Origin of the sequence: Streptomyces prasinopilosus (assembly GCF_001419695.1) — a bacterium.
Lineage (GTDB): Bacteria > Actinomycetota > Actinomycetes > Streptomycetales > Streptomycetaceae > Streptomyces > Streptomyces prasinopilosus.
Genome location: NZ_LIRG01000035.1, coordinates 1 through 13296, shown reverse-complemented (window position 1 = coordinate 13296; position 13296 = coordinate 1). Strand labels below are relative to the sequence as shown.

General features: G+C 72.7%; 12 protein-coding genes. All 12 read right to left on the bottom strand.

Annotated elements, in window-relative coordinates:
- Nucleotides 1-13: 13 nt before the first annotated feature.
- Genes AOK18_RS02260 through AOK18_RS02205 form a run of 12 tightly spaced genes read right to left on the bottom strand, consistent with a single transcriptional unit; the run spans nucleotide 14 to nucleotide 12807 of the window.
- Nucleotides 14-1027, bottom strand: a complete 1014-nt coding sequence (locus AOK18_RS02260) for a 3-oxoacyl-ACP synthase III family protein (protein ID WP_055572586.1) — start codon at nucleotides 1025-1027, stop codon at nucleotides 14-16.
- Nucleotides 1024-2418, bottom strand: coding sequence for an MATE family efflux transporter (locus AOK18_RS02255; RefSeq protein WP_055693150.1), 1395 nt, complete (start codon nucleotides 2416-2418; stop codon nucleotides 1024-1026). The genes AOK18_RS02260 and AOK18_RS02255 overlap by 4 nt, the downstream gene beginning before the upstream one ends.
- Nucleotides 2415-3506, bottom strand: a complete 1092-nt coding sequence (gene thiO / locus AOK18_RS02250) for a glycine oxidase ThiO (protein WP_055693149.1) — start codon at nucleotides 3504-3506, stop codon at nucleotides 2415-2417. Before thiO ends, AOK18_RS02255 begins: the two co-directional genes overlap by 4 nt.
- Nucleotides 3503-4549 carry a 3-deoxy-7-phosphoheptulonate synthase gene (aroF, locus tag AOK18_RS02245; RefSeq protein WP_240503021.1) on the bottom strand — a complete coding sequence of 349 codons (1047 nt, stop codon included), beginning with the start codon at nucleotides 4547-4549 and terminating at the stop codon, nucleotides 3503-3505. The genes thiO and aroF overlap by 4 nt, the downstream gene beginning before the upstream one ends.
- Nucleotides 4550-4596: 47 nt before the next feature.
- The gene (locus AOK18_RS02240; RefSeq protein WP_055693148.1) at nucleotides 4597-5289 is read right to left on the bottom strand and encodes an SDR family NAD(P)-dependent oxidoreductase; all 693 of its coding nucleotides are present in this window, start codon (nucleotides 5287-5289) and stop codon (nucleotides 4597-4599) included.
- Complete coding sequence (locus tag AOK18_RS02235; protein ID WP_055693147.1) at nucleotides 5286-6620, bottom strand: aldehyde dehydrogenase family protein; 1335 nt, start codon at nucleotides 6618-6620, stop codon at nucleotides 5286-5288. Before AOK18_RS02235 ends, AOK18_RS02240 begins: the two co-directional genes overlap by 4 nt.
- The gene (locus AOK18_RS02230) at nucleotides 6621-7676 is read right to left on the bottom strand and encodes a phenylacetate--CoA ligase family protein (protein ID WP_055572592.1); all 1056 of its coding nucleotides are present in this window, start codon (nucleotides 7674-7676) and stop codon (nucleotides 6621-6623) included.
- Nucleotides 7673-8254, bottom strand: a complete 582-nt coding sequence (locus AOK18_RS02225; protein ID WP_055693146.1) for an anthranilate synthase component II — start codon at nucleotides 8252-8254, stop codon at nucleotides 7673-7675. Before AOK18_RS02225 ends, AOK18_RS02230 begins: the two co-directional genes overlap by 4 nt.
- Nucleotides 8251-9642 carry an anthranilate synthase component I family protein gene (locus tag AOK18_RS02220; RefSeq protein WP_079104806.1) on the bottom strand — a complete coding sequence of 464 codons (1392 nt, stop codon included), beginning with the start codon at nucleotides 9640-9642 and terminating at the stop codon, nucleotides 8251-8253. Before AOK18_RS02220 ends, AOK18_RS02225 begins: the two co-directional genes overlap by 4 nt.
- 1 nt (nucleotide 9643) lies before the next feature.
- The gene (locus tag AOK18_RS02215) at nucleotides 9644-10336 is read right to left on the bottom strand and encodes a cyclase family protein (protein WP_055693145.1); all 693 of its coding nucleotides are present in this window, start codon (nucleotides 10334-10336) and stop codon (nucleotides 9644-9646) included.
- A gap of 3 nt (nucleotides 10337-10339) precedes the next feature.
- Nucleotides 10340-11596, bottom strand: coding sequence for a biotin carboxylase (locus AOK18_RS02210; RefSeq protein WP_055693144.1), 1257 nt, complete (start codon nucleotides 11594-11596; stop codon nucleotides 10340-10342).
- On the bottom strand, nucleotides 11593-12807 hold the full coding sequence (locus AOK18_RS02205; RefSeq protein ID WP_107100319.1) for an ATP-grasp domain-containing protein: 1215 nt from the start codon (nucleotides 12805-12807) through the stop codon (nucleotides 11593-11595). Before AOK18_RS02205 ends, AOK18_RS02210 begins: the two co-directional genes overlap by 4 nt.
- Between the last annotated feature and the right edge of the window lie 489 nt (nucleotides 12808-13296).

Here is a 13296-nt window from a genome sequence, read left to right as displayed (position 1 = left end):
GTCCGTCCCCTTCTCAGACGCGCACGAGGGTGCAGAACCACTGCATGCCCCCGGACAGGCCGGCGAGCGCCACGAGGTCGCCGGGGGCCAGCTCGTCCCGGGAGTCGTAGACGCTCAGGCAGATGAGCTGGTCGGCGCAGCCGACGTGGCTCAGTTCGGCGGCGAGCTCCGCGTTCGTCCTCTCCAGCGGGATCCCGGTCGCCTTGGCGACCCCGGCCAGCGAGTGCTGGTTGTCGTTCAGGTAGATCAGGCGCCGGATCTGAGACGACGGCACGCCGGCCCGCTCGCAGGCGCGCTCCACGACGGCGGCCACCTGGTGGTCGACGTCCTTGACGAACTGGGCGAGCTGCTCGGGTTCACGACGGAAGTGCCGGTGGACCAGGGCCATCTGGTCCACTTCGAGGTTCTCGCCGACCGGAGCGGCGCTGCCGCCGTACTCGACCCGGAAGAAGTCCACGTAGCGCGGGTCCACGATCTGGTCGGTCGCCAGCCACCGCAGCCGGCCGTGTCCGCGCTGGACCACCGCGGCGGCGGCCCCGTCGCTGCCGAGGCAGGTGTTGTTGCGCATCCGGTTGATGTGCGCCTCGCTGACCCGGTGGACCGCGACCAGCAGGACGCGCCGGATGTCGTCCCGGACCGCCATGAGCCCGGCGATCTGCTGGAGTGCGGTCACCGCGGACGCGCACCCCTGCGTGGCGAGCAGGGTCGGTGTCGTACCCAGTTCGAGTTCGCGGGCGACCGCCGCGGAGGCGTCCCAGTTGAGGTACTCCGGGACTCCGCTGTCGGCCACGACCAGGTAGTCGATGTCCGACGCCCGCAGACCGGCGGCGTCGAGGGCCTGCCGGGCGGCGTCCGCAGCCATGCGGGTCTGGCCGACGCCCGGTGCGGCCCGGTGGAAGGTGCGGTACCCCCAGCGGATCACCCGGTCGGGGTCGTCGACGTAGGAGGGGGCGGTTTCGGCGACGTCGCAGGGCTCACCCAGTACGTGGGCGAGGGACGCGATGCCGAGTGCCACGGGCGCGTTCATGCCGTAACTTCCTTGGTCTCGTTGGTCTGCCGGGCCGCCAGTACGAGGAGGACCGTCGTCTGCGTCCCGGCGTTGATGATCATGGCGATCCACGCCCCCGTCAGGCCCAGGGGGGTGAGGACGAGCAGCGGTGCCAGGCAGAGCTGCAGGGCCGCGCCGACCGTGGTGGAGGTGGCCAGCGCCTTGCCGTTCCCGCCGCCGAGGAAGATGCCGCTCAGGGTGACGTTGCAGAGCAGCAGGGCGATGTAGACCGAGAGCCACGGGATCTGGCCGTAGGCCGCGGAACGGATGGCCGCCTCGCCCGTGACCGCGTCCACCGCGAGGCCGCCGAGGAGCAGCACCGCCAGTCCGCCGAGCACGGACCAGGCGATGCCGAGACGCACCGACGAGGAGCGGCTCGCCGCGAGCAGCACGGCGTCGTCGGCGCCGTTCGCCTGGGCCGCGATGATGGTGGCGGCCTGGCGCATCGCGTACGCCGCCATGGTGAGGAACAGCAGCGTCCGCGTGACGGTCCCGTACGCGGCGACCTCGTCCGTTCCGAAACGGGCCACCACTCCGACGATCAGCATGCCGGCGGCCATCCGCACCAGGAAGTCCACTCCCAGCGGCAGGCCGGCGGCGAGGATCTCGCGGACCGGGCCGGGTCCCGGGGTCTTCGGCGCCTCCGGGGCGGCGGTCATGTCCCGCACCAGCGGGGACCGCCGGTAGAGCCACCAGGTCACCGCCAGCGTGACGGCCCGCGACGCGACCAGGGCCAGGGCCGCCCCGGTGACGCCGAGCCGGGGGGCGCCCAGCCACCCGAAGATGAGGACGGGGTCGGCCACGACGAGGATCAGGTTCGACAGGATGGCCATGCGCATCGGCGTGCGCGTGTCCCCCTTGGCCTTGAACGTGCTGTCGACCAGGTGCTGGCCGTAGAACACCGCTATGCCCGGCACCGCGACGGTGAGGTAGTCGACCGACAGCCGGACCGCCGACGCCTCGTCCGAGCCGAGGATGACCTTCGCCAGGGGCTCCCTCAGCACGAAGAGCACCACGCAGATCACCGCGGTGACGACGAGGGTGATGCGGAACGCGGCCCGCAGCACCGGGCGCAGGCGCCCGTACTCGCTCGCGCCGACGGCGCGCGACAGCACGATCGTCGTGCCCCCGCTGACGGCCAGGACGACGCTCATGAGCACGTTCTCGAGCGTGGCGGCCATGGTCACGGCGGCGAGCGCGGGCCCTCCGAGCCGGGCGATCCACACGACCGTGATGATGCTGGCGATGACACCCGACATGAGCTCGATGTAGACCGGCCAGGCGACGTTCAGCAGACGTGCCGGGTCGAGCCATCCGGTCAGCGGCCCGCGCTTCGTCGGCGGGCTCGTTCGCACGGTGGGTGTGGTCATCGCGACGTGCTTTCCTTCGTTGATCGGAACCGTTGAGGTGCGAATGCCGCCGGGATCCCGTCGGTGCCACCGAGCATCAGCGCGGTCATCAGGTCCGCCGCGACCGGCGCGAGCAGGAAGCCGTGCCGGTAGTGCCCGGTGCAGACGTAGGCGCCGGAGCGGCCGGGGACGGGACCCATGACGGGCAGGTGGTCGGGGGTGTCGGGCCGCAGGCCCACCCGTGTCGCCGCCACCTCGTGCCCGGCCAGCGCCGGCACGAGCGCGACCGCTTTGCGCAGCAGCGACTCGGTGGCCCGCGCCGAGGGCCGCACGTCGAAGCCCGCGTGGTCCAGGGTGGCGGCGACGACCGTCTCGTGGCCGTCCCGGCCGGCGAGGTAGACGGGCCCTCCCCGCACCACTCCGCGGATGCCGTGCCGGAGTCCGGGGCCCTTGGACGGATCCCGCAGCAGCACCACCTGGCCGCGGACCGGCGTGACCGGCCACTCGTGCAGCTCGGGCGACCACGCCCCGGCGGCGACGAGGACCGAGCCCGCGCAGACCTCGTCGAGCGACCGGACGCGCCGGTCGACGTAGCGGACCCCGAGCGCCCGTCCGGCGGCGCGCAACGCGGTCCGGACCCGCTGCGCGTCGACGTGGTGGTCCTCGGTGGCGAAACCGCCGCCCCGGCACTCGGGCGCGAGCAGCGGCTCCCGGGCCCTCAGTCCGTCGGCGTCCAGGCTCTCGCACGGGACGTCGTAGCCCTCCCGGAAGGCGTACATCCTGGCCAGCCGCGCACGGTCCTCGGCGGAGTGGGCGACGAGGAGCAGCCCGTCGGTCGCGTACCCGAGGTCGATCCCGCTCGCGGCGGCGAGTTCCGCGGCGAACGCGGGCCATGCGCGACGCGCCTCGTGGGCGAAGGCCAGCAGGGCCGGATCGGGGAAGTCCGCCTCGCTCACCGGTGCCAGCATGCCGGGCGCGACCGCGGAGGCCGTGCCGGGGATCTCGTCGTGGAAGACGTGTACGTCGAGCCCGCGCTGGGCGCAGCGCCACGCCACCGCGAGGCCGATGACTCCGCCGCCGATCACGGCGACGTCCGGACGCCGGGTCATGCGACGTGTCCCGCCGGCTCCGGCTCACGGAGCGTCAGGCCCCGCCCGAGGCTCGTGAGGACGTCGCGCAGTGCGCCGGCGAGGTCGAACCAGCGCTCCCGGTCGAGCGCCTGAGCGCCGTCGCAGAGCGCGGACGCCGGGTCGGGGTGGATGTCGAGGAGCAGCCCGTCGGCTCCGACCGCCGCGGCGGCGAGCGCGAGCGGCTTGACCAGGTGGCGGTGGCCGACCCCGTGGCTGGGGTCGACGATGACGGGGAGGTGGCTCATGTGCTTGACCACCGCCACCGCGCTCAGGTCCAGCGTGAACCGCGTCGACGGCTCGAAGCTCCGGATCCCCCGCTCGCACAGCACGACGTCGGGGTTTCCGGCGGCGAGCACGTACTCGGCCGCCTGCAGCCACTCGCTCACGGTGCACCCGAATCCGCGCTTGAGCAGTACCGGCCGCCCGGCCCGGCCGACGGCCCTGAGGAGGGTGAAGTTCTGTGCGTTGCGGGTGCCGATCTGGAGCACGTCGGCGTGCTCGGCGACGAGGTCGACCGTCTCCGCGTCGACGACCTCGGTCACGACGGGCAGGCCGGACTCCGCCCTGACCTCGGACATGATCCGCAGGCCCTCGTCCCCCAGCCCCTGGAAGCTGTAGGGGGAGCTGCGCGGCTTGTAGGCGCCACCGCGCAGCGCGACGGCGCCGCCGGCCTTCGCCATCTCCACCGAGGCGGACATCTGCTCGTGGCTCTCGACCGCGCAGGGCCCCGCGATCAGCGCGAAGTCGACACCGCCGACCGTCGCCGACCCGCCGAGGCCGACGATGGACCCGAGAGGAGCGGCCGCCCGGTCGGTCAACGGCGCGTCGGAGTGGTCGGTCACCACCCGCTGCACCAGGCCGGACTCGTGCAGCGCGTCGGCCGGCGCGAGCCGGTCGCCCGGCACGTACACCAGCAGCTGATCGCCGATCCGGCACATGGTCGTGCCGTGCGCGGCCGGGACGCGGGCGTGTATGCGCTCGCGCACCGCTTCCTCATCTACAGCCCTGCAGACAAGCAGCACCGGGACTCCTTCCAGAGGTGGGACACCTGATGTGTGTGCGAACAAGCTCAGTGCAGGAACCGGCCGCCGTCGACGACCAGCGTCTGTCCGGTGACGCCGGTGGCGGCGGCGATCCCGAGCACCGTGTCGGCCACCTCCTCCGGCGCCACCACGCGCCGCAACGCGGTGGCGGCCAGGAGGCCGGTGAGGACGTCGTCGGGGAGCGAGTCGGTCATGGACGACGCGACCGGCCCCGGTGCGACGCAGTTGACCCGGATGCCCCGGTCGCCGAGTTCACGGGCGGCCGACCGGGTCAGGCCGACCACGGCCGCCTTGGCGGCGGCGTAGTGCGGACCGAACGCCCCGCCGGTGAACGCCGCGACGCTCGACAGGTTCACGACCGCGCCGGCCGCCGCGGACAGCGGCCCCAGCAGCTCCCGCGTCACCGCGAACGGCACCTCGACGTTCAGCTGCATGCAGTGCCGCCACTGCGCGGTGTCCAGGTCGGCGTATGCCGTCGGCCTCGCCCCGCCGATGCAGTTGACCAGCAGGTCCACGCTCGTCCACGGCAGCGCCGCGACGAGTCCGGCGGGACCGTCGTCGCGGGTCAGGTCCACCTGGACCGACGACAGCGACGGGTGGGAAAGGGCCGGGGGCCGCGTGTGGAACTGGGCGAGGACCTCCGCTCCCGAGGCCAGGGCGCGGGCCACGACAGCGGTGCCGATGTCTCCGGACGCTCCGGTGACCACCACGTGCTTCATCCGGTCGGCTCCTTGTCCGGGAGGAATGCCTTGGGTTCCAGCAGAAAGCCGGTCAGACTGCCGTCGTGCGGGAGTTCCGGCCCGCTCGTCCAGGGGGCCGCCCCGCCGACCACGACGCGCCGGATCCGCGGCTCCGCCAGGGCGGCGGGGGGAAGGCCGGGGTCGTCGCTGAGGACCGACAGCGCGAGCGTCGGGCCGAACGGCTCCAGGCCGTCGGCGGCCGACCACCGCGTGACGACGGCGAAGGGGAACGGCAGCTCGGTGCCGAGGGACGGGTGCCGGGGGTCGGACGTGCTGAGCACGACCGGGCGCGCGGCGTACGAGCCGTCCGGCAACGGGACCGGGCCGGCGTCGGCCGAGTGGCGCCGCAGGCCCGCCTGTTCCAGGCCCGCGACCGCGTGACGCAACCGCTCGGCCTGTTCCGCGGAGACCGTCGGCAGCACGGCGTCGGGATGGTCCGCCGGAAGGTTCGGCGCGGCGTCCAGGCGGGCCGCCAGGACATCGGCCACCTCCGCCGGGTCCCCGCTGGTGCGGATCACGGACGTGTTGGTGCAGCGGACGCCCGCGTCGGCGGCGACGGAGCGGGCCAGCGCGTCGACGACGTCCGGTGACAACGGCCGGTCCAGCAGCACGGCGCTGCGGCCGGGCCCCCGGGCCAGCACGCGGGGGTGGTCCGCCCATCGGCTCACGGCGGCCGGCCCGCCGTACACGATGCCCAGTTCGGTCGCGGCGAGGAGCCGCTCGCCCAGTTCGTGGGCACCGGGGAGGACGGAGAGGCACTGGGGCGGCAGCCCGGCCGCCAGGAGGGCGGCCGCGAGCCGGAACGGTGTGAACGGGTCGCGCGTCCCCGGCCGCACGATGACGCCGAGTCCGAGCGACAGCGCCCGGGCCCAGGTCAGATGCGGGTCGACGTGGTTCGACGGGGTCACGATCCCGAGGGTCCGGCCACGGGGCACCCACCGGACGCGGGCCGCCGGCGCCGGCAGCTGCCGCGCGTTGCTCTCCTCCAGCCGGGCCAGCCCGTCGCGGACGCTGCGCAGACCGTCGCTCACGACCCGGTGCGGCAGGCCCGTGGCGGCCACCACACGGCGGCGGTACTCGTCGGCCGGCTCGCCGGCCAGCTCGGCCTCGGCGAAGAGCTCACCGGCCCGGCTGAACACCGCCTGCGGGACGGCCGCGCCCCGCAGCCGGCGCAGAGCCAGCTGGAGCAGGAGGGCCGGAGACACCCCGACACGGGCCACCGGCACGCCGTGGACGCCGGGCAGGTCGGCGGTCTCGTCGCAGGCGAACGTCTCGCCGCTCACCAGCGGCTGCAGGATCGAAGGGCTCATCTAGTACACGCCCTCGATCACCTTCGCACCGGACGCCGGGCGGAAGGGCTGCACGTCGGCGAGGTCGTCGCCGTCGCCCGGCCCGCCCGGGACGATCCGTACCGCGGTGTCGCGCTCCCGCACGTTGGGCAGGAACAGATCCCTCGTCAGCAGGTGCACGAGGACGCGGCCCCGCTCGCCGGGCGCCACCCGCTCGCCCGTGTCCGGGTCCACCACCTCGACGACCGACCGGGGCTGGAAGGTCCGGAAGACGCACGGATGCGTGTCGCCGGGCTCGGGAGACCGCTGCGGCGCGATGCCCATGAGGCTGTTGCCGTAGATCCCGCGCACCTCGGCGTGCGGGAAGAACTCGGTTTGGAGCAGCCGCAGGGAGGTGCCGCTGATGCTGGTGCCGCTCCAGATGATGCCGGTGACGCGGTCGGCCAGCATGCCGTAGAGCTTCGGGCGCGCGCACAGCGCCTCCAGCACGGGCGGCGTGATGAACAGGACCCGTATGTCCTGCGACCGGGCGATGGTCTCGACCTGGTCGAGGACGTGCTGGACGTACTCGTCGGCCAGGGGCCGCCGATCGGTCCGGATCAGCAGCTTCACCCACCGCGGGTCGAAGTCCACGGTGAAGAACATGGAGCGGCGCAGGTGTGCCAGCCGGCGCACGGAGCGGCCGACGATGTGCGGTCCCGTCGGCCCGACGTGCAGCCAGTGGCCGCCGCCGCCGAACGCGGGCAGCACGGTCTCGACCCAGTCCACGCCCTCCAGCCGGGACCGGTGCTCGACGACGCGCTTGGGCACGCCGAGCGTGCCGCCCGACTCGTACACCTCGAACGGGCTGTCGGCCGAGCCGGCCGGCTTCAGGTCGTCGACCGGGACCGTGCGCAGTTCGTCGCTCAGGTCGGGGAACTTCCGCAGATCGGCGAACTCGACGACGTCGCGTAGGGGGTCGAAGCCGAGGCTGTCCTTCCGCTTCAGCCAGAACGGCGATCCGGTCCCGGGGCCGAAGTGCCACCGGAGGATGTCCTGGAGGTGCGTGGCCATGTCCTTGTCTCCGTAGCCCGTCATGCCGTCACCCGCTCGGCTGCCTTCAGCGCGTTCGCCACCATGTCGAGGCCCTTCTCGGTGAACAGGGATTCCGGGTGGAACTGCACGCCCTCGATCGGCAGGTCGCGGTGCCGCAGTCCCATGACCTCGCCGGCGTCCGTCCAGGCCGTCACGACGAGTTCCTCCGGCAGGGACGCCGGGTCGACGGTCAGCGAGTGGTACCGCGTCACGTCCAGCGGGCTCGGCAGCCCGGTGAAGGCGCCGGTTCCCTGGTGGAAGACGGGGCTGAGCTTGCCGTGCATCGGCAGCGCCGCCCGGACCACGCGCGCGCCGAACGCCTCCGCGATGCACTGGTGCCCGAGGCACACGCCGAGGATCGGCACACGCCGGCCGAGGTCGCGGACGAGTTCCAGCGAGACGCCCGCGTCCCGCGGCCCGCCCGGGCCGGGCGAGATGAGGATCAGGGCGGGGTTCAGCGAGGCGATCTCGTCCACGGTCGCCGCGTTGTTCCGCACGACGCGGCACTCGTGCCCGAGTTGGCCGCTGTACTGCGCGAGGTTGTAGACGAAGGAGTCGTAGTTGTCGATGATGACGATCACGCTTGGTCCCCCGCTCCGAGGCTGACGGCGGCGGCGCGGGCGGCGGCCCGGAGCTTCGCCAGGCACTCCTCGCGTTCGGCGAGGGGATCGGAGTCGTAGACGATCCCGCCGCCCGCCTGCAGGTGTATCCCGCCGTCGTGCACGACGAGCGCACGGATGGTCAGGTACAGGTCGGCGTGGCCCACGCCGAACGAGCCGACCGCGCCCGAGTACAGGCCGCGTCCGACCGGCTCGAGTTCGTCGATGATCTCGATCGCGCGGACCTTCGGAGCACCGGTCATGGTGCCGGCCGGGAAACTGGCGCGGACGAGGTCGTCGGTGCGGCAGCCGGGGCGGAGCCGCCCGCGCACATCCGATGTCATATGCATGACATGGGAGTACCGCTCGACCTCCATCAGGCGGGGCACCCGGACGGTGCTCGGCGCGCAGACCCGCCCGAGGTCGTTGCGGGCCAGGTCGACGAGCATCCGGTGCTCGGCCAGCTCCTTCTCCGACGAGAGGAGGTCCTGCTCGGCCATGAGGTCCGCGGCGCGGTCGGCGCCCCGGGGGCGCGTGCCGGCCAGCGGCCGGATGAGAACGTCACGGTCGGTGAGGGTGACGCACGGTTCCGGCGACGCACCGACGACCTCGAAGTCCGTGCTGCGGTAGTAGAAGTGGTAGGGCGAGCGGTTGAACTCCGCCAACCGCCGGTACACCGTCAGGCCGTCCGCCTCGGCGGGTGCCGAGTACCGGGTGGACAGCACGACCTGGAAGATGTCGCCGGCCAGGATGTACTCCTTGGCCCTGCGCACGGCCTCCAGGTACTCGTCCACCCCGTGTCCGAAGGTGCCCGCGCCGGCCCGGGTCGGCGTCTGCGCGAACTCCCCGGCTCCCCGGAGCACCCGCTCGACGCGCTCGGCGGCGCCGCGGGCCGCCGGCGCCGTGGCGCCCCGGCCGACCACCGTGGTCCCGGTCCGGTCGAACCGGACCAGCACCTCCGGCAGGAACAGGTCGTAGGTGGGCAGGCCCGTCGACTGCAGCGACAGCCGCTCGAAGTCGGTGACGGCGTCGTACCCGATGCATCCGTACCAGCTGCGTTCGTCGGGTCCCGCGCCGGACGCGAACTCCAGGCCGTCCAGGAAGTCGATCGCCGCCGTGACCGGTGCGGGCGCGGACGGGTCGCGCCGGTGCCCCACCCGGCGGGCGACGGCCAGCTCGCCGACCGCGATCAGCACGACCGGTCCGGTCTCCGCGGCCCGGCAGCTGAGCATGATCCGGTCCGAGCCGCGCAGTGCGGCCGCCGCGACGACCGCGTCGACGTCGGGTCCGCGCGACTCGTGCCGGTGCACGACGTCGCCGGGGCGTAACCCGCTGCGCAGGAATGCGGGCGACTCCACGGTGGTGGTCATGTCAGCGACCCCCCGTGGCGGCGGCCGCGTCGGCGTGCTCCAGGGCCACCACCCGGGCTGGCGCGGCCTCCACGTCGGCCACCTTGATCGGCAGGGCGAACAGCTGGACCACCGGCTGCCGCAGCTCGTGCAGGTTGGCCACGTACTCCAGGATCGGGATGCCGGCCGCCAGGAGCGCGTGGTGCACCGGCGATTCGGCATCACCGGGACGCTCGGTCAGGCAGTCGAATCCGACGAGGACGGCGCCGTTGTCGATGGCCCACTGCGCGGCCGACGGCGTCATGTACGGCGGGCGGTCCCAGTAGTCCGCGGCGCCCCAGTTGTCGCGCAGGTAGTCGGTGCGGACGAGGAGGCGGTCCCCGGGCGTCCACAGGTCGCCCACGGCCTTGTCCAGGTCCTCGGCCGTCACCGGCTCCAGGTCGCCCTTGTGGGACAGGTCCGCCACGCACGTACGGCCGATCAGGGTCTCGAGCGGCACTTCCCCGATGCCCTCGGTCCCGGGATAGAAGTGCAGCTTGTATTCGATGTGGGTGCCGTTGTGCGGAAAGATGTGCAGCGTGGAGAACGTGCGGTTCGTGCCGTACGGATCCGTCTGCGGCGTCATCGCCCGGTCGAACGAGAAGGGCGGGAACCAGTCCGCCGGATACGAAGGCATGCCCTCGGAGAACCCGTGGGTCAGGTCGACAATGCGCATGTGTCAGCCGTTCTGCTGGTAGTGGTCCACGTCGTAGAAGCCGGCACCGTCGAGATATCTGATCGTGTTCAGATCCCGCTGCAGAACGCCATCGGACTCGTGGTGCAGCGTGACGGTGAGCGGGTAGGTCAGATCGTTCACGGTGGGCCGTATCGCCTTCCCCGGCGCGACGAGGATCCGGGCCGCGCGGAAGCTCGGCAGGGCCTCGATCTGTTCGAGCCCCCGGTAGGAGACGAGCGTCCCGTGGTACGGCGAGACCAGCGCCGACCAGGCGAAGTGGTGCTTGGGCCGGTACGGCGTGCCGCAGCGCGCATCGAAGCGTTCCGGCCGGACGTAGCAGTCGACGGTCCAGTCGAGCTGTGACGCGCCGATCGCCTCGGCCGCGAAGTAGGGCAGTTCGCCGCCCGAGATGCGCGCGCCGACCTCGACGAGGCAGGGTCCGTCCGGAGTCATTTTGATCTCCAGGTGGGCCGGGCCGAATCGAATGCCGAGGGCGTCCAGAACGGCGAACGCGTAGACGGTCAACGCGTCGAGACCGGGTGCCTCCGGCTCCAGCAGGACGCTTTCCACCAGCAGGTCCGCGATCCCGTTCGCGGACAGCCGGCCGGATCCCCAGATGTCGGTGACATGGTGGCGCCCGGCGCGGCTCACCGTGTTGACGATGTATTCCGCGCCCAGGAGGTACTCCTGGGCCACCACGCCGAGGTTCGGCAGCGAGAAGATGTTCTCCCGCCCCATGATCTCCGCGAGGGCCGCCGCGGACCGGTCGGGATCGTCGCAGAAGGCGACGCCGTCGCCGGCGGCGCTGCGCAGCGGCTTGACCACGATCCGGCCACCGATCTCGCGGTGCCACGCGCGCAGTTCCGCCTCGTCGGTCACGTGCACCTGACGCGGCGTCCGCAGCCCGGCCGCCGCCACCTGCTCGATCATCTGGAACTTGTCCCGCCTGGTGGCGCTCAGCTTGGCGCCGTTGGTGTCCAGGCCCATCGACTCGCTGATCTCGTCGGCCAGTTCGACGCCCAGTTCGCTGCCGGTGATGACGGCCACCGGCTGGTACGCGGCCAGTTGCCGGATGGTGTCCTCGACGTCGCCCCGGTGGACCACGTTCGTGACGTAGCCGCCGAGGTCCAGCGGACCCCGGTACACCTCCGGGACCTCCGCGGTGCTCTGCAGGCGGACGCAGGGGTAGCCCGCCTCCAGGAACGCGGGCGGCAGTCCCCGGGCCGGCGCGTACGGATCGACCAGTACGACGTGCTTCATGCGCTGTCTCCCACCGGCTCGGCGCTGATACGGAAGTCGGCGGCGGCGGCCTGGATGGCTTCCTCGACCGTCCGGCTCGTGGCGCCCCGGAACCGGAACCGGCCGCCCACGTGCTCGTAGTAGGCGTCGGCCGGCGGCAGCACTTCGCCCCGGCCCAGCAGTGCCTCGGCGTACAGGCCGGGGACCCGCCCGCTCAGCGGGGTGACCTCGGTGATGCGGCAGGGCCGCCGCGCCGGCGACGGCACCAGCAGCCAGCCGGCGATGTCGTCGTTCTTCAGCACCGGCGGGTCCAGGGGCTCGCCCAGCTGCAGCTTGAGCGCCGCCGCCATCAGGTCGTACCCGTGGACCTCCCGCCACAGGAACGGGATCTCACTTCCCCCCACCCGGGCTCCGACCTCGAGGAAGGTGCACTCCGGCTCGCCCGTGGCGGCCGCCGGCGCGACGAACAGCTCGAGGTGGAACACCAGCGGGTCGGTGTCGAAGGCGCCGACGAAGCGCTCCGCGGCGGCGCCGATCGCCGACACGGTCACCGGGTCGTCCTCCTCGACCGATCCCAGGTAGTCGCCGGTTCGGAAGTCGAGGCAGGTGTTGACGTACCGGGAGGCGCGGAAGGCGACGAGGCGCTTGTCCAGATACACGCCGTCCACGTGGTAGATCGGGTGCGGGTTGTAGACCTGGGCAAGCATCGGCCGCCCGGCGAAGTCGATCCGCTCCGCGTCGGCCGGCCCGTCCAGTCGCGCGACGCCGTCGCTGGAGCTGCCGATCCGCGGCTTGACGATGACGGGCCAGCCGTGCTCCGCCGCGAAGGCGCGGACGTCGTCGGCGCTGTCGACCGCCGCGAAGGGCGGGACCGCGAGCCCGCGGGCGGCGACCGTCTCGGCCATCACCGACTTGTCGAGGAACCGTAACGCCTGGTCGGGCTGTGTTCCCTCGCATCCCCACTCGGCCCGGAGCGTCGCCGCCGTCAGCAGGTCGTCCTCCTTCAGCGCGATGATCCGCCGGGGCGGCCCGTGCCGCTCCGCGAGCGCCGAGACCGCCCGGCGCACCGCCGCGAGGTCGTCGGTCTTCGGGACGACCTCGACACCGGCGGCCTGTTCGGGCACCCGGGTGAGACCGACCTCGGTCGTGACGTAGCTGACGCGGTGGACGGTGTGGTCGAGCACGGCCGCGTAGTCGACGTACTCCGCCCGCCACCGATGAATGACCAGCACATGACATTCGTGCGACGCGGACGTCGCGCATCCTTCAGCTCTTCGATCCATGAAGCCCCCCGCATTGATCGTCACTGCGCCGCGAAACGTATACCGAGACCGAACGATCCCGCAAGCAACTAATTCGTGAACCGATCATGGCGGTTCCAAGATCACACCGGTTCCTTCAGGCGCACGTCGGGGCGGTCGCGACAGCGGTTCACCACGCCCGGTCCCCCGTGGTCCACCCGGACCGCCACCGCCCGGATCCACCCTCCGGCGCGCCGGCGCCCGCCGTGACCGTGCCCGCCCGGGGTGCCCGCAGTGCCCGGGCTCCGCTGTCCAGCTCCGGTTCATCATGCGCGTGTCCTACGCAAAAGGGACGACCTGCTCGGGATCCGGTGCCCGCGCGTGCCCGTATCCCTCCCGCCGCCGGGGACCTCGCCCCGAGCGGCGCCGCGTCGGCACGGGCCTCCGCCGCGCCTCCGGGCGCGGCCCGCCGCCCCCGCC